Origin of the sequence: Rhizobium sp. CF142 (assembly GCF_000281145.1) — a bacterium.
Lineage (GTDB): Bacteria > Pseudomonadota > Alphaproteobacteria > Rhizobiales > Rhizobiaceae > Rhizobium.
Genome location: NZ_AJWE01000103.1, coordinates 44769 through 60014, shown reverse-complemented (window position 1 = coordinate 60014; position 15246 = coordinate 44769). Strand labels below are relative to the sequence as shown.

The window sequence follows — 15246 nt, the reverse complement described above, 5'->3', positions numbered from 1 at the left end:
ACAAAACAGGCGGTATTTCTCCGCCTGTCTGATCGATCTGGTCCGAGAAAATTGGATATCTCAGAAGCCGGTGCCGCCGCGCAGCTCGGAGAGCAGTGTGCCGAACAGGATCTTCATATCCAGCCGGAGGCTGAAATTTCTGATGTAATAGATATCGCTGGCGATGCGGGCGCGTGCCTCTGTCGGGCGCTCCGTCGGACCGCGCCAGCCGCGCGTCTGGGCGAGGCCGGTAATGCCCGGCCGCATCAGATGGCGGTAATGATATTCGGGCACCAGTTCCTCGTAGAGCATGCCGGCTGCGCGCATGTTGATGGCATGGCAACGAGGACCGACGAGCGACATATCGCCTTTGATGACGTTGAGAAGCTGCGGAAGTTCGTCGATGTTGGTCTTGCGCAGGAAGGCGCCGATCCGCGTCACGCGCCGATCACCCTTGACGGTTTGTTCGACGCCGGTGGGATCGCAGAGATCTGCACGCATTGAGCGGAACTTGTAGACGGTGATCTTGCTGCCCTTCAGGCCCCAGCGAATCTGCCGGAAAAACACCGGCCCGCCATCATCGATCACAATGAGAAGCGCAATCGTCAGAAGGACGGGAAACAGGACGACCAGGGCGCTTGTTGCACCGAAAATGTCGAAAGCTCTCTTCAAGCCAAGCTGAAGCCTGTTCCGGCCATCCAATGAGGCAAAGCTCTCGGGCTGGCGAATGTTGGAATTCGCTGCGTCGAGAGCGTTCATCTTCACTGCTTTTGCAGAGAAAGCCGTGTCTTGAAGCTTATTTGAAGTAAACACGTTCATTAAGCAACGTCCGTGGAAATACTCGCATATTGCGTCGCGTTGGCACAAATACATGGACGGGATCGATTTGTCACCCGCTTCCTTAATGTTTTCGTAACCATAGCAGAGCCAAATTTGGGAGTATTCGAAATATCTCCCTGATATTTTTGGTTGGTTGGGAATTAACTATATTGAGTAATGGCTGAATTCTTGCGCGTTATGCGTGCGGCACGCCGTATTGCCTGTCGTTCGACAGCGAAATAGCTGAAGCTTGCGAGAAGAAAAATGATAGCCGTCGCAAAGGTGCAGCCGATAAACCAGTCTCGTAGCGGATCGTCTTTACCGATCCCGAATAGGGCCGGAGAGATCGTCTGCAGCGAGGTCAGAACAATGTCCTGCCAGATATAGATGCCGAATGAGATGGTTGCCGTGAAGCGCATGAGAGCATTGTCGAGCAATGCCGCAAGCAGCACGGAGCGCGAGAGGGCGACAAGCGCAACAGCAATCATAACCGGAAACAGCGGAAAGGCGTAGGGGATCCCGAGCCATCCATAGGCTTCCCAAGGTCCGCCTGTCGAAAGCGGCAGTTGGAAGCCGGCGGTAATCAGGCACACGAGGGCAACAATGTCGAACCAGATCTGACGCTTTCGCGGCAACATGATCTGAATGCCGGCAGCGAGCGCACCGAGCGCAAAAACGGCGAAGAAACCGAAGGGATTATAGTTCGGCATCCACTCCTTCGCGCCGCCCTGCATGCCAAACTGCCAGCCACGGTCAATCTCATTGGGGGGAACGAGCGTACGGAAGGTTTCGTGGGCAAGCAGCGTCACGGCAATGATGCCGAGCCAGGCAAGGCGCGTGACGAGCGGAGAACGGCGTTTTTCCGGGATAGCGAAAAGCCAGAGGAAGCCAAGCGGCAGCAGCACATAACTCGTTACTTCGAAAGATATGGACCAGAGCGGGCCGTTGCCTTCGACAGGAAAGAAGGTGCGCCAGTGCCACTGGCTCATGAAAAAGAGACCGTTGACATAGCGCATAACGAGCTCCGGCGTCAGTGCATGCCCAAGCAGCGTAATGCTGAGAAGGAAGCCCGCCGTCAAAGCCACCCAATAACCGGGCACGATGCGGGCCGCGCGACGCAGCACATAGGTGCGCAGATCAGCCATGGCGCAACCGGCATCAAGGGAACGCCAGAACGGCAAGGCCAGCAGGAAACCGCTGAGGATGAAGAAGATGGCGACGCCGAAATTGCCGAAGCGCAAGGCAGTCAGCGTCGGCTGCAATCCCTCGGTCTTGTTGAGGTCGATACGCAGAATGAGATGGTGGATGAGGACAAGCAGGCAGGCTGCTGCACGCAAGAAATCCGCTCCGGCCACCCGGTCCTGCTGCTGCATGTCACTCCCTCGCTCCTTGCCGGACTTTGCAGCGGAAAGCTGCTGCCGGCAAGGGCAGGGTCATCTCAGCCAAGCAGATCGTTGGTGTAATAGCCGGAAAAGTCGGGCTTTTCCTTCAGCGCCGCACCATTGGCATCGAGCAGGATGCCATGGTCGAACAGGAAAGCGCCGATCGCTTCGGCCTTGGCTGGATCGATGATGCCGATCATGCCATTTTCGCCCTTGAGGAAATGCCCCTCGACCAGCGCTTTTTGCGATGCCTTGACCAGTTCGGTATTCAGCAACGCGCCGTTGCTGCCGGCAATCAGAAGGTCACAGGCCTCGTCCGGATTGTCGACCGAATAGGCGTAGCCCTTGAGCGTTGCCTGGATGAAGGCGCGGGCATTTTGCGGATTGGCCGAGAGATAGGCGTCGCTGGAAGCGATCGCGGTCGTCTGTTCGTCGGGAATGCCGTAATCGCTATAGCGCCAGCGGCCGACCTGCCGGCTCTCCAGCTGGGCGGCAATGCCCTCCCAGGTGTAGATTTCCAGCGTGAAGTCCACGGCGCCGTTATCGAGCGCCTCATAGGCCGAGGTGCCGAGCGTGACATTCTGGAAGGTGCCCTTGCCGCCGTCGTTGCGGATCATCGCGGAGACGAGCGCCTCCTCCCATGCGCCGCCGAAGCCACCATAGGTTTTTCCGTCCAGATCCCTAGGGCTTTTGATATCGTTGCGGCCGCCCTTGAAGATCAGCCTGCCGGTTTCCGTCTGCACGACGGCATAGACGAGTTTTACATCAGCGCCGGCGGCGCGCTGGGTAAAGGTCTCGATCTCTCCGCAAATGCCGAAATCGGCAACGCCGTTCGCGACCAGCGTGCCAGCGCTGGTATCGGCATAGGGCAGAATCTCGACATCGAGGCCGGCGGCCTCATAGAAGCCCTTCGCCTTGGCGACATAGATGCCGATATGATTGGTGTTCGGCGTCCAGTCGAGCGCCATGCGCACCTTGGCGGCGGATTGGGCGAAGGCAGTGCGACCGGCGAGGCTTGCGGCCATGGCGGCAAAAAGGGTCTGTCGGCGGGTGAGAAGCATCGGGACCTCCTCAGGTTCTTTGCGGATGCAGCAATGTTTGAAGAATTTCGGTTTCGATCGCCTGGGCGGCCGGGGAGCCGAGATCGGCAAGCGTGCGCGGCCTTTTCAGCGGCACTTCGAACTCCCTGATCACGGCCGCCGGGCGGGCGGAAAGCACATAGATGCGGTCAGACAGGAAAACGGCTTCCCGCACATCATGGGTGATCAGCAGGGCCGTCCAGCGATGATCTGTCCACATGCCCTGCAGCCATTCCTGCATCTGGGTGCGGGTCAGTGCGTCGAGTGCCCCGAAGGGCTCGTCGAGCAGCAGCATGTCCTGCCGCTGGATCACGGTGCGCAGCAGGGCCGCGCGCTGGCGCATGCCGCCTGAAAGGGCCGCGGGATAGTGATTTTCGAAACCGGCGAGGCCGAAGCGTTCAAAGAGAGGGGCGGCAACCGCTCGCGCCTGGCTGCGGCGCATGCCGTGCACTTCGAGGCCAAGGATCGCATTGTCGATGACGCTTCGCCACGGCATCAGCGCATCGCGCTGGGGCATGAAGGCGAATGCGTGCGCCGCTTGCGAAAGAGGCATACCGTCAAAAAGAATGTCGCCTTTATCAGCCTGCAGCGCCTGTGTCAGCAGACGGAGGATCGTCGACTTGCCGGAGCCGGAGGGGCCGACGATCGAGACGAATTCACCTCTGGCGATATGAAGAGAAATATCCTTCAGCACTTCCATGCCGTCGAAGGACTTCGAGACATTCTTCAACTCAAGCATCCCGCTCATGGGCGTTTCTCCGCGGGAGATTGCCAGGGCATGACGAAACGCTGCACCGCCAGCGTGAGACCGAAGAGGCAAAGGGTCAGGAGGGCGCTCACGACGACGGCGGCAAGCACGAGGTCGGGCCGGAAATTGTTCTTGGCATTGAGGATATAGATCCCGAGGCCACGTGCGGCGCCTGCATATTCGGCGAAGATGGCGCCGACCACAGCATAGGTGATCGAAATGCGCAGGCCGGCAAAGAAGAAAGGCATGGCGGAGGGAAGCCTTGCCAGGCAGAAGATGCGCCAGCGGCTTGCCTTCATCGAACTCAGAAGCTCGGCGATATCCCGGTCCGTCGCTTCATAACCCTGCAGCAGGGCGACCAGCAGCGGAAAGAAGGTGACGAGAGCGACGAGCAGAAGCTTCGGCAGCAGCCCGAAACCGAACCAGAGCACGACGAGAGGGGCGATCGCGACCAGCGGCAATGTCTGGCTGACGATGAAGAGCGGCAGCAGCGCGCGGCGCATGAAGGGCACGAAATCCATCAGCACCGACGAGGCGAAGGCGAAGACCAGCGACAAAGCGAAACCGCCGAGCGTCGCGCCAAGCGTCGGCCAGGTATTGTCGAGCAGCGCCTGCCTGTTCAGCCAGCCCTGCGTAAGGATGCGCGAAGGCGAGGGCAGGATGGAGGGTTTGATGCCGGAGAGATCCACATAGAGCTCCCAGACGGCCAGGAAGGCAAGCACGGCAAGAATGGCGGGCAAGGCCCGCCTCAGTGGCGCAAATGTCGAATCCGGTTTCGATAAGGTCATTGCCGTCAAGCGTCTCAGGCTTTGCTCGGGCTGTTCGCGGAGACCGTGATATCCAGCGTCACATGACCTTCGGGATCGCCGAAGCGATAGAAGGCTTCATGGATGGTCGCGAAGATCGCGCCGGCATCGCCGCGCAGCTTGGTGCAGAAATTCTTGGAGCGGTCGAATGTGCCCGAGCGCTTCAGGAAATCGATGCAGCCGTAGATCTCGTCCATATGGGTGCCCGTTCCCATAACGTACAGAGAAAATTGGGCGGCCGTTGGCTGGCCGGTTTCTGTGGTGTCCCTGACTGCCGTGATCGCGGCTTCCACCCGCTCGGCGAGCGGCTCGGATCGGATGGAAGACAGGCCGGCGCCGCAGATCGCATCATCCGGTTCGCCGGGGCAGCCGCGCGAGATCGCGGCGGACAACACGCAATGCTCGCCGCTTGCGGCAGCCGAGACGAAGAGATCGCGCATGGCGGCAAACAGCACATCATGCGGGCCGACCATCAGCGTGGAAATATCGTCGGTTTCGATACGAAGATGATCGCGATAGGGCTCGAGAGCCTTGATCGCGTCAAGGATGATGCCGACGAAATTGCCGGACATCGGATATAGAGACACTTGTGCGCCGGAAAACATCTAGACCTCGCTCCGCTGGCATTACCCAGATCAGCTTTGAAGGGTCCGGAGGCATGCGCCTCACATCTCAGCCCCGGCAATTCGGAGCTCCCCCGTGAAATTGTGGCGGAAGCTAGCACCGGGCCTGCGATACCGCAACCGTAAAATTCCTATCCGGCTACACGGTCGGAAAGAGGGCAATGGCAGTTCGGGCGCACCTGTCGGTGTCAGAGGAAGGAAACACCCGGACGGAGGTCCTGTCCGGGTGTCCAGCCGGTTCCGTACCTGCCAGAAACGGAATCGGATGTCGTTGTCTCAGGCGGCGATGCCGGCATAAGGAGAGTCACTGCGGGCAGTGATCAGCGCCTCAGTCCACCATTGCAACTGGGCCATCATTCGGGAAAGCCGGCGCAATGCGTCCTCTGGATCCTGCAGCCGGCCGTCATTGTCGAAACGGCGCCAGGGGGAACTGAAGCTGACGGCACCGCAGATCGTGACGGCATGAAGCTCTGCAAAGACGAGGCGGAGCTGTTCGACCGCCCGCAATCCGCCGGAGACGCCGCCATAGCAGACGAAGGCGATCGGCTTGCCGTGCCAGGGCTCGGCGAAGAGATCGATGAGGAATTTCAGGGAAGCGGTGAAGCTGTGGTTATATTCCGGCGTGACGAGAATGAAGCCATCGGCCTGATGGAGCCTGTCAGCAAGCCGTCTTGCCTCCGGATGATGCGGTGCATGCTCTCGCGGCAGCGAAAATGCCAGCGGGTCGATGATGTCGATCTCGAATTGCGGAAAGCGGGTCAGCTCTCTTTCGAGCCATTTCACAACCCTGTCGCAGATGCGCCCCTCGCGCGTACTGCCGTAGATGACGGCAAGCCTCATCGGTTTCTGCATGCATTGCTCCTTCTCGTTTCGGCTTTACGGCCTCGGGAGCGCAGTCTATAAAACCTCAACTAATATTGAGGTCAATAGGCCATGCGGCAAAATCCGGCATTCTCCCTGAGCAGGCTCCTGACGGTGGGCGAGGTGGCAGAGCGCAGCGGACTTGCGGTTTCCGCCCTGCATTTCTACGAGGCGAAGGGGCTGATCTCCAGCATCCGCACCCGCGGCAACCAGCGCCGCTACGGCCGCGATGTATTACGGCGCCTCGGCATTATCAAGGTGGCGCAACGCGTCGGCATTCCGCTTGCCGAAATCCAGACTGCCTTCGAGACTCTGCCGCAGAGCCGGACGCCGACAGTCGAGGATTGGCAGAAACTGTCGGCGCTCTGGAAGGATGATCTCGATGCGCGCATCAAGCAGCTGAGCCTGCTGCGCGACCATCTGACGAGCTGCATTGGCTGCGGCTGCCTCTCGATCGACGCCTGTCCGCTGCGCAATCCCTTCGACGTGCTCGGCAGGCAAGGTGCTGGCGCGCGGCTTCTCGACCCGGGGGCATAGACCTTCGGGCTTTCTTTTGGCTGATGGCCGCATATGTTAGGCCTGATAGCGCAAGCGGCGGGCCGGCCCGTAAGGAGGAGAGCTTCGTGTTTCATCCCAAATTGTTCGAAAACCGCAATGTCGTCGTGACAGGTGCAGGCCGCGGTATCGGCCTCGAAGTTGCCCGACAGTTTCTGGATTGCGGTGCGCGCGTGCTTGTCCATATCGGGCGCCAAGGGGAACGCGAACTGCCGGATTTTCTGCTGACCGCCGAATCGGAGCGCCGGGCCCTGCTGTTGCCGGCAGATTTCCTGCAGCCGAGCGGGGCTGCGCAGTTTGCGGAAGAGGCGCTCGAATTCTTCGACAAGGTGCATGTGCTGGTCAACAACGCCGGCACGATGCATGGGCGTTTTCCGGCCGGTGAGCTGACCGATGCCGATTATGAGACTGTCGTGCGCCTCAACCAAACGTCGGTGGTGGAGTTGACGCGGGCGTTGCTTCCAGCGCTCCGGGCGGCGCAGGGCGCTGCTATCGTCAATACGGTTTCGATTTCGGCGCTGACGGGCGGAAGCCCGGGTTCTGCAATCTATTCCGCATCGAAGGCATTTGTTGCGACCTATTCGAAAGCGCTGGCCCGAGAGCTTGCGCCTGATGGTATAAGGGTCAACTGCGTCTCGCCCGGCACGATCGAAACCGATTTCCATGCACGCTATTCATCGCGTGAAAAGCTGGAGCAGACCCGCAAGTCGATACCACTGCAGCGGCTCGGAACGGCGGAGGATTGTGCCCCCGCCTATCTCTTCCTAGCGGCTCCATCACTCTCCGGTTACATCACAGGTCAAGTCCTGGAGATCAATGGTGGCCAGCTTATTTGCTGATTTGTTTGGACTTTTTTTGGGATTTCGCGACATTTGACGAATTCGCTTCTGCGAATATGATATTGTACTGATCTATCCTATTACCTCCTTCCGAGAAGCAAATGCCATTGCCTAAACCGAAGCCGGGCATGACCGGCCAGGACTTGCAGAAGCTTGCTGACAAAGCCCACGAGGCGAGCGATCTCCTGAAGGCGCTAGCCCATCAGACCCGGTTGCTCATCCTCTGTATCCTGTCGGAAGGGGAAAAGACGGTCGGCGAAATCGAGGATATCCTTGGTATACAGCAGGCTATGGTGTCTCAGCAGCTTGCGCGACTGAGGCTCGAAGGTCTCGTCAATACGAGGCGCGAAGGGCGGCTTGTCTATTACAGCATGGGCAATGAAAGCGTCATGGCTTTCCTCGAATCACTTTTCAGTCTCTTTCCGGTTGCCGAGACGGGCTGAGCCTGCCGGCTCTTGCGAAGCGGCCGGCAAGCCGCAAAGATAGGCCTCATCCCGAATTCGGCAGGAGGCCGGATGATCGACAAGCTGGAATTCTTCATCGCACTCGCCAACGAGAAACATTTCGGTCGTGCGGCAGAGGAATGCGGCGTCTCCCAACCCACGCTCTCGGCCGCCATTCGCCAGCTCGAAGATCAGCTGGGCGTCATGCTGGTGCAGCGCGGCTCCCGCTTTCAGGGATTGACGCCGGAAGGGCAGCGCGTGCTTGAATGGGCGCGCCGCATCGTCGGCGACACGCGCACGATGCGCGAGGAAATGCGCGCCGCCCGCAAAGGTCTCTCCGGCCACCTGCGTCTGGCTTCCATCCCGACCGCGCTCGCAATGCTGTCGCGAATCACGACGCCTTTCCAGGAAAGGCATCCCGACGTCACCTTCTCCATCGTCTCGCGCAATTCGCTGCAGGTGCTGAGCATGCTCGAAAATCTCGAGATCGATGCCGGCATCACCTATCTGGAAAACGAGCCGCTCGGGCGCGTCACTTCGGTGCCGCTCTATGCGGAGCGCTATAATCTCATCACCGCCGCTGGCAGTCCGCTCTCGGATCGCGAGAGTGTGACATGGCGTGAAGTGGGGGATCTTCGGCTTTGCCTATTGACGGCTGACATGCAGAACCGGCGTATCATCAACCGGCATTTGGCCGAAGCAGGCGCGACAGTCCATCCGACACTCGAATCGAATTCAATGATCGTTCTTTTTTCGCACGTGCGGACTGGCCGCTGGGCAAGCATCATGCCGCGTAACGTTGCGATATCATTCGGCTTTCCTGCGGAGATCCGGATGATCCCGATCGTCGAGCCGGAGGCGCATCATCTCGTCGGTCTTGTCGCTCCTTATCGGGAACCTTTCACGCCGCTTGTCTCCGCCTTGTTGCATGAAGCAAGAACACTCGTTGAAGGCGCGGAACTTTGATAGAAAAAAGCTATCAAGCAACAAGACTGCTTTATTGATTGCGGCCCGCTTCCCTGAAACAGTTCGGTAGAATTCGCAATGACATGGGGAGTTTTGCGGTTTTCACGGAACGCGCAAGCCGAAGGGAGGCTGCTTATGAACATACGTATCGCTCAGGGCGATATCGCCGGGCGTATCCGCTCGATCGTAGCTGATCTTCGATCCCTCGAAGGCCCACTGCTCCCCATTCTGCATGAGGTTCAGGACGAGTTCGGTTACGTGCCGCAGGAGGCCCTGCCAGTCATCGCTGACGAGCTCAATCTTTCTCGCGCCGAGGTCCACGGTGTCGTAACCTTCTATCATGATTATCGTGATCATCCCGCCGGTCGGCACGTGCTGAAGCTCTGTCGCGCCGAAGCCTGCCAGTCGATGGGTGGCGATGCTCTGGCCGAGCGTATCAAGATCCTGCTCGGCATCGATTTTCATCAGACGACACTCGACGGCAGCGTCACGCTGGAGCCCGTTTACTGTCTCGGTCTCTGTGCCTGCGCGCCGGCCGCCATGTTCGATGGCGAGGTGCATGGCCGCGTCGATGACGAACTGGCGGCCGAACTCGTCGAGGAGGCGCGCCGATGACTGTGAAGATTTATGTTCCGCGCGATGCCGCAGCGCTCTCGCTCGGGGCCGAGAAGGTGGCAATGGCGATTACCCAGGAGATCGCCGCCCGCGGCCTCGATGCGACCGTCGTGCGCAACGGCTCGCGCGGAATGTTCTGGCTGGAGCCGCTGGTCGAGGTTGAGATATCCGGGAAACGGATCGGCTATGGGCCGGTCAAGGCGAAGGATGTCGCCGGGCTGTTCGACGCGGGACTGATGGACGGCGGGGCGCATGCGATCTGTCTTGGGGAGGTCGAGGACCTCCCGTTCCTGAAAGGCCAGAGCCGTCTCACCTTCGCCCGCTGCGGCATTACCGATCCGCTTTCGCTTGACGATTACGAGGCCCACGGTGGGCTTGCCGGTCTTCGCCGTGCAGTGTCGATGCAGCCTGCCGATGTCGTCAAGGAAGTCACCGATTCCGGCCTTCGCGGTCGTGGCGGCGCGGGCTTTCCGACCGGCATCAAATGGAAGACAGTGCTCGATGCGGCGGGTTCGCGCAAATATATCGTCTGCAATGCAGATGAGGGCGACAGCGGTACCTTTGCCGACAGGATGATCATGGAAGGCGATCCTTTCGTGCTCATCGAAGGCATGGCGATTGCCGGGCTTGCGACTGGCGCCACGAAAGGTTTTGTCTATACGCGCTCGGAATATCCGCATGCGATCGCCACGATGACGCAGGCGGTGGAGATCGCCCGCAAGGCCGGCATTCTGGGCGCTTCGGTGCTCGGCTCCGGCAAGGGATTCGACATGGAGATCCGCACCGGTGCGGGTGCTTATGTATGCGGCGAGGAAACGGCGCTGCTCAACAGCCTCGAAGGCAAGCGGGGCATCGTGCGCGCCAAGCCACCGCTGCCGGCGCATAAGGGCCTGTTCAACTGTCCGACCGTCATCAACAACGTGATCTCACTCGCGTCCGTACCTGTGATCATGGACAAGGGGGCCGCCTTCTATCGCGATTTCGGCATGGGCCGGTCACGCGGCACCATCCCGCTGCAGATCGCCGGCAATGTAAAATATGGCGGTCTCTACGAAACTGCCTTCGGTCTTTCGCTCGGCGATATCGTCGAGAAGATCGGCGGCGGCACGGCGTCCGGCCGGCCGGTGAAGGCGGTACAGGTGGGCGGGCCGCTCGGTGCCTATTTCCCGCGGGCGCTCTTCGACACGCCGTTCGACTATGAGGCCTTTGCAGCCGAGGACGGCCTTATCGGCCATGCCGGTCTCGTCATCTTCGACGATACGGCCGATATGCTGAAGCAGGCGCGTTTCGCGATGGAATTCTGCGCGGTGGAAAGTTGCGGCAAGTGCACGCCCTGCCGCATCGGCTCGACCCGAGGGGTCGAAACGGCTGACAAGATTGCCCGGGGTATAGAACCTGAAAAGAACCGTGAGTTGCTCGCAGATCTCTGCAACACGATGAAGTTCGGTTCGCTCTGCGCGCTTGGTGGTTTCACGCCCTATCCGGTGCTGAGCGCCATGACGCACTTCCCGGACGATTTTGCTCCGGTCCCTCTCATTGAAGCGGCGGAATAGGCCATGTCTCTCATTCATGAAATCGACTACGGAACGCCGGCTTCGAAATCCGAAACGATGGTGACGCTGACCATCGACGGCCGGCAGGTGACGGTTCCCGAGGGAACCTCGATCATGCGCGCCTCGATGGAGGCCGGCATTCAGGTGCCGAAGCTCTGCGCGACCGATATGGTCGATGCCTTCGGTTCCTGCCGTCTCTGTCTGATCGAAATCGACGGCCGCAACGGAACGCCCGCCTCCTGCACCACGCCGGTGGCGTCCGGCATCGTCGTCCATACGCAGACGGAGCGGCTGAAGAATATCCGCCGCGGCGTCATGGAGCTTTATATCTCCGACCATCCGCTCGACTGTCTGACCTGTGCGGCCAATGGTGATTGCGAGCTGCAGGATATGGCAGGCGCCGTCGGTCTGCGCGACGTGCGTTATGGCTATGAGGGCGACAATCACGTCAAGGCGCGCAACAGCGGCGAGATCAATCTGAAATGGATGCCGAAGGACGAGTCCAATCCCTACTTCACCTATGATCCGTCGAAGTGCATCGTCTGCTCCCGTTGCGTGCGCGCCTGCGAGGAAGTGCAGGGCACCTTCGCGCTGACGATCGAGGGGCGTGGTTTCGGGTCTCGCGTTTCGCCTGGTATGCACGAGCATTTCGTCGATTCCGAATGCGTGTCCTGCGGCGCCTGCGTGCAGGCTTGCCCGACGGCGACGCTGACGGAAAAATCAGTCATCCGCATCGGCCAGCCGGAACATTCAGCTGTCACGACCTGCGCTTATTGCGGCGTCGGCTGCTCCTTCAAGGCGGAAATGCGCGGCGAAGAGCTGGTGCGCATGGTTCCGTGGAAGGATGGGCAGGCAAACCGCGGCCATTCCTGCGTCAAGGGTCGCTTCGCCTATGGCTACTCAACCCACAAGGACCGCATCCTAAATCCGATGATCCGCGAGAAGGTGACGGATCCCTGGCGTGAGGTGACCTGGGATGAGGCCTACGCTCATGTCGCTTCCGAGTTCCGCCGCATCCAGTATCAGTATGGCCGCGAAGCGATCGGCGGTATCACATCGTCCCGCTGCACCAACGAAGAGACCTACCTTGTCCAGAAGCTGATCCGCGCCGGGTTCGGCAATAATAATGTCGATACCTGTGCTCGCGTCTGCCATTCGCCGACCGGATATGGGCTCGGTCAGGCCTTCGGCACGTCGGCTGGCACGCAGAATTTCGACAGCGTCGAACAGTCCGATGTGGTCGTCATCATCGGTGCCAATCCGACCGATGGCCATCCGGTCTTCGGTTCGCGCCTTAAGAAGCGGCTGCGGCAGGGTGCCAAGCTTATTGTCATCGATCCGCGCCGTATCGATATTATTCGCTCGCCGCATGTGGAGGCATCCTTCCATCTGCCGCTGAAGCCCGGCACCAATGTCGCAATCATGACGGCGCTTGCGCATGTGATCGTGACCGAAGGCCTCTACGACGAGAAATTCATCCGGGAGCGTTGCGACTGGTCGGAGTTCGAGGATTGGGCGGCTTTTGTCGCCGAGCCACAGCATAGCCCGGAGGCCGTCGAGAAGTTTACCGGCGTGAAGCCGGAGGATGTGCGCGGCGCTGCCCGGCTTTTCGCGACCGGCGGCAATGGAGCCATCTATTACGGTCTCGGCGTGACCGAACACAGCCAGGGCTCGACGACGGTCATGGCGATCGCCAATCTTGCCATGGCGACCGGCAATATCGGCCGTCCCGGTGTCGGCGTGAATCCGCTGCGTGGCCAGAACAATGTGCAGGGCTCCTGCGACATGGGCTCCTTCCCGCATGAGCTGCCGGGCTATCGCCACATCTCCGACGATGCGACGCGCGATATCTTCGAAAAGCTCTGGGGCGTGAAGCTCAACAACGAGCCGGGCCTGCGTATTCCGAACATGCTGGATGCTGCCGTCGATGGCTCCTTCAAGGGTATCTACATTCAGGGCGAGGACATCCTGCAGTCCGATCCCGATACCAAACATGTCGCCGCCGGTCTTGCCGCCATGGAATGCGTCGTCGTGCAGGATCTCTTCCTAAACGAGACGGCGAACTATGCTCATGTCTTCCTGCCGGGCTCTACCTTCCTGGAAAAGGACGGCACCTTCACCAATGCCGAGCGCCGCATCAACCGCGTGCGCAAGGTTATGACGCCACGCAACGGCTATGGCGACTGGGAAGTGACGCAGAAGCTCGCCCAAGCCATGGGCCTCGACTGGCACTATACGCATCCGTCCGAGATCATGGACGAGATTGCCGCCACGACTCCAAGCTTCGCTTCGGTCTCTTACGATTATCTCGACAAGATGGGCTCCGTTCAGTGGCCTTGCAACGAGCAACATCCGCTCGGCTCGCCGATCATGCATGTGGATGGATTCGTGCGCGGCAAAGGCAAGTTCATCCGCACGGAATATGTGGCGACCGACGAGCGCACAGGTCCGCGCTTCCCGCTGCTTCTCACCACCGGCCGCATTCTTAGCCAGTACAATGTCGGGGCGCAGACACGCCGCACCGATAATGTCATCTGGCACTCCGAAGACCGGCTGGAAATTCATCCGCATGATGCCGAACAGCGCGGCATCCGCGATGGCGATTGGGTGAAGCTCGGCAGCCGCTCCGGCGATACGACGCTCCGTGCATTGATTACCGATCGCGTAGCGCCTGGCGTCGTCTATACGACCTTCCACCATCCGGATACGCAGGCAAATGTCATCACGACGGACTTTTCCGACTGGGCGACCAATTGCCCGGAATACAAGGTGACGGCAGTGCAGGTTTCGCCCTCCAACGGCCCGTCCGAGTGGCAGGTCGAGTATGACGAGCAGGCCCGCCAGTCCCGCCGCATCGCCAGCAAGATGGAGGCGGCGGAATAATGACCGAAAGGCCGACGCGCATAAGCGTGACGGAGGTTGCCCGGAGGGGCGGCGTCATGACACGGGGCGAGCGTATCGTGCCCGAGGAAGTGCCGATCGCCTTTTCCTATGGCGGCAGTTCGCATGCGGTCATGATGGGCACGCCTGGCGATCTCGAGGATTTTGCTGTCGGTTTCAGCCTTACGGAAGGCATTATCACCGACCGCAGCCAGGTCGCTGGTGTCGAGCTCATCGAGGACGAGAAGGGTATCGACGTCCAAGTGACGCTTGTTGATGATGTCGAGGACGCGCTCAGAAAGCGGCGGCGCAGCATGGCGGGGCCTGTCGGCTGCGGTCTCTGCGGTATCGAGTCGATCGAGCAGGCGGTCAGGAAGGTGCCGGATGTTTCCAAGACCGAGCTGTCGCTATCGCATGTCGATATTGTGCAGGCGATCGCGCTGCTCAACGATTCCCAGCCGCTGCATCGCGAGACGCGAGCCGTTCATGGCGCCGGTTTCTACATCCCCGGCAAGGGATTGATCGCCGTGCGTGAGGATGTCGGCCGGCACAATGCGCTCGACAAGCTTTGTGGCGCAGTCGTCAGGGCGGGGGAGGCGGGCGCTTCCGGCGCTGTCGCCGTTACCAGCCGCCTCTCCGTCGAAATGGTTCAGAAGACGGCGATCCTCGGCGCGCCGGTGCTGATCGCCATTTCCGCGCCGACGGCACTCGCCATCCGCACGGCCGAGGAAGCCGGCATGACGCTTGTCGCCCTCGTGCGCGGCGAGGATTTCGAGATTTTCACCCACCCGCATCGCCTGTCGCCCGGAAGCATCGCCGATGTCGCATGATACAAAGACCAAACTCGTCTATATGGCAAACCAGATCGCAACCTTCTTCAAGACCCAGCCCGAAAGCGAGGCTGCGCAGGGGGTTGCGACGCATATCAACAAATTCTGGGAGCCGCGCATGCGGCGGCAACTCTTTGAAATCCTGGAAAAGGAAGATAACGGCCTCGACGCACTCGTGCTGCAGGCGGTGCCCCTGATCCGGAAACCGGAGCCGGTAGAACAGCCATTTCGATAAACCGACATCAGCGGGCGGTTCTTCGGGCTGCCG

Annotated in this window: 16 protein-coding genes and 1 riboswitch; of the genes, 9 read left to right on the top strand and 7 right to left on the bottom strand. The window is 60.2% G+C overall.

Going from position 1 to position 15246, the window contains the following annotated elements; genetic code table 11:
- Positions 1-60: 60 nt before the first annotated feature.
- The 7 genes from PMI11_RS23955 to PMI11_RS23925 all read right to left on the bottom strand — a co-directional run bounded on the left by PMI11_RS23955 (position 61) and on the right by PMI11_RS23925 (position 6288).
- Positions 61-738 (bottom strand): sugar transferase, encoded by a 678-nt coding sequence (locus PMI11_RS23955; protein WP_162137081.1) that lies wholly within the window; start codon positions 736-738, stop codon positions 61-63.
- Positions 739-959: 221 nt separating this feature from the next.
- The gene (locus PMI11_RS23950; protein WP_007822325.1) at positions 960-2171 is read right to left on the bottom strand and encodes an acyltransferase family protein; all 1212 of its coding nucleotides are present in this window, start codon (positions 2169-2171) and stop codon (positions 960-962) included.
- 65 nt (positions 2172-2236) lie between these two features.
- Positions 2237-3241 (bottom strand): ABC transporter substrate-binding protein, encoded by a 1005-nt coding sequence (locus PMI11_RS23945; protein ID WP_007822323.1) that lies wholly within the window; start codon positions 3239-3241, stop codon positions 2237-2239.
- Between the two features lie 10 nt (positions 3242-3251).
- Positions 3252-4007, bottom strand: a complete 756-nt coding sequence (locus tag PMI11_RS23940; RefSeq protein WP_007822321.1) for an ABC transporter ATP-binding protein — start codon at positions 4005-4007, stop codon at positions 3252-3254.
- The gene (locus PMI11_RS23935; protein WP_025668737.1) at positions 4004-4795 is read right to left on the bottom strand and encodes an ABC transporter permease; all 792 of its coding nucleotides are present in this window, start codon (positions 4793-4795) and stop codon (positions 4004-4006) included. The genes PMI11_RS23940 and PMI11_RS23935 overlap by 4 nt, the downstream gene beginning before the upstream one ends.
- A 14-nt stretch (positions 4796-4809) precedes the next feature.
- Positions 4810-5418 carry a YkoF family thiamine/hydroxymethylpyrimidine-binding protein gene (locus PMI11_RS23930; protein WP_007822318.1) on the bottom strand — a complete coding sequence of 203 codons (609 nt, stop codon included), beginning with the start codon at positions 5416-5418 and terminating at the stop codon, positions 4810-4812.
- Positions 5409-5522: riboswitch (TPP riboswitch) on the bottom strand. Its footprint overlaps the gene before it by 10 nt.
- A 190-nt stretch (positions 5523-5712) precedes the next feature.
- Complete coding sequence (locus PMI11_RS23925; RefSeq protein ID WP_007822316.1) at positions 5713-6288, bottom strand: NADPH-dependent FMN reductase; 576 nt, start codon at positions 6286-6288, stop codon at positions 5713-5715.
- 81 nt (positions 6289-6369) lie between these two features.
- On the opposite strand from PMI11_RS23925, the gene soxR reads away from it, so the two are divergent.
- The 9 genes from soxR (at position 6370) to PMI11_RS23880 (ending at position 15213) form a co-directional block, all read left to right on the top strand.
- Entirely contained in the window at positions 6370-6834 is a 465-nt protein-coding gene (gene soxR, locus PMI11_RS23920; RefSeq protein WP_007822313.1) for a redox-sensitive transcriptional activator SoxR, read from the top strand.
- An 86-nt stretch (positions 6835-6920) separates the two neighbouring features.
- Positions 6921-7691, top strand: coding sequence for an SDR family NAD(P)-dependent oxidoreductase (locus PMI11_RS23915; RefSeq protein ID WP_007822311.1), 771 nt, complete (start codon positions 6921-6923; stop codon positions 7689-7691).
- A gap of 101 nt (positions 7692-7792) precedes the next feature.
- Positions 7793-8134: an ArsR/SmtB family transcription factor gene (locus PMI11_RS23910; protein WP_007822309.1), complete on the top strand. Its 342-nt coding sequence runs from the start codon at positions 7793-7795 to the stop codon at positions 8132-8134.
- 72 nt (positions 8135-8206) lie between these two features.
- Positions 8207-9100 carry a LysR family transcriptional regulator gene (locus PMI11_RS23905; protein ID WP_007822306.1) on the top strand — a complete coding sequence of 298 codons (894 nt, stop codon included), beginning with the start codon at positions 8207-8209 and terminating at the stop codon, positions 9098-9100.
- A 135-nt stretch (positions 9101-9235) separates the two neighbouring features.
- Complete coding sequence (locus PMI11_RS23900; RefSeq protein WP_007822299.1) at positions 9236-9715, top strand: formate dehydrogenase subunit gamma; 480 nt, start codon at positions 9236-9238, stop codon at positions 9713-9715.
- A complete protein-coding gene (locus PMI11_RS23895; protein WP_007822297.1) occupies positions 9712-11268 on the top strand; it encodes a formate dehydrogenase beta subunit in 1557 nt (518 codons plus the stop codon). The genes PMI11_RS23900 and PMI11_RS23895 overlap by 4 nt, the downstream gene beginning before the upstream one ends.
- A gap of 3 nt (positions 11269-11271) precedes the next feature.
- Positions 11272-14151: a formate dehydrogenase subunit alpha gene (gene fdhF / locus PMI11_RS23890; protein ID WP_007822296.1), complete on the top strand. Its 2880-nt coding sequence runs from the start codon at positions 11272-11274 to the stop codon at positions 14149-14151.
- Entirely contained in the window at positions 14151-14978 is an 828-nt protein-coding gene (gene fdhD, locus PMI11_RS23885; RefSeq protein WP_007822293.1) for a formate dehydrogenase accessory sulfurtransferase FdhD, read from the top strand. The genes fdhF and fdhD overlap by 1 nt, the downstream gene beginning before the upstream one ends.
- Entirely contained in the window at positions 14968-15213 is a 246-nt protein-coding gene (locus tag PMI11_RS23880; protein WP_007822292.1) for a formate dehydrogenase subunit delta, read from the top strand. The genes fdhD and PMI11_RS23880 overlap by 11 nt, the downstream gene beginning before the upstream one ends.
- The last annotated feature ends 33 nt before the right edge of the window (positions 15214-15246 follow it).

Excerpts from the sequence above, each read along its gene's own strand:
- PMI11_RS23900 (WP_007822299.1), top strand. The coding sequence starts at position 9,236 with ATGAACATACGTATCGCTCAGGGCGATATCGCCGGGCGTATCCGCTCG.
- PMI11_RS23910 (WP_007822309.1), top strand. The coding sequence starts at position 7,793 with ATGCCATTGCCTAAACCGAAGCCGGGCATGACCGGCCAGGACTTGCAG.
- fdhF (WP_007822296.1), top strand. The coding sequence starts at position 11,272 with ATGTCTCTCATTCATGAAATCGACTACGGAACGCCGGCTTCGAAATCC.
- PMI11_RS23940 (WP_007822321.1), bottom strand. The coding sequence starts at position 4,007 with ATGAGCGGGATGCTTGAGTTGAAGAATGTCTCGAAGTCCTTCGACGGC.
- PMI11_RS23955 (WP_162137081.1), bottom strand. The coding sequence starts at position 738 with ATGAACGCTCTCGACGCAGCGAATTCCAACATTCGCCAGCCCGAGAGC.
- PMI11_RS23925 (WP_007822316.1), bottom strand. The coding sequence starts at position 6,288 with ATGCAGAAACCGATGAGGCTTGCCGTCATCTACGGCAGTACGCGCGAG.
- PMI11_RS23895 (WP_007822297.1), top strand. The coding sequence starts at position 9,712 with ATGACTGTGAAGATTTATGTTCCGCGCGATGCCGCAGCGCTCTCGCTC.
- fdhD (WP_007822293.1), top strand. The coding sequence starts at position 14,151 with ATGACCGAAAGGCCGACGCGCATAAGCGTGACGGAGGTTGCCCGGAGG.
- PMI11_RS23945 (WP_007822323.1), bottom strand. The coding sequence starts at position 3,241 with ATGCTTCTCACCCGCCGACAGACCCTTTTTGCCGCCATGGCCGCAAGC.
- PMI11_RS23935 (WP_025668737.1), bottom strand. The coding sequence starts at position 4,795 with ATGACCTTATCGAAACCGGATTCGACATTTGCGCCACTGAGGCGGGCC.
- PMI11_RS23950 (WP_007822325.1), bottom strand. The coding sequence starts at position 2,171 with ATGCAGCAGCAGGACCGGGTGGCCGGAGCGGATTTCTTGCGTGCAGCA.
- PMI11_RS23905 (WP_007822306.1), top strand. The coding sequence starts at position 8,207 with ATGATCGACAAGCTGGAATTCTTCATCGCACTCGCCAACGAGAAACAT.
- soxR (WP_007822313.1), top strand. The coding sequence starts at position 6,370 with ATGCGGCAAAATCCGGCATTCTCCCTGAGCAGGCTCCTGACGGTGGGC.
- PMI11_RS23930 (WP_007822318.1), bottom strand. The coding sequence starts at position 5,418 with ATGTTTTCCGGCGCACAAGTGTCTCTATATCCGATGTCCGGCAATTTC.
- PMI11_RS23880 (WP_007822292.1), top strand. The coding sequence starts at position 14,968 with ATGTCGCATGATACAAAGACCAAACTCGTCTATATGGCAAACCAGATC.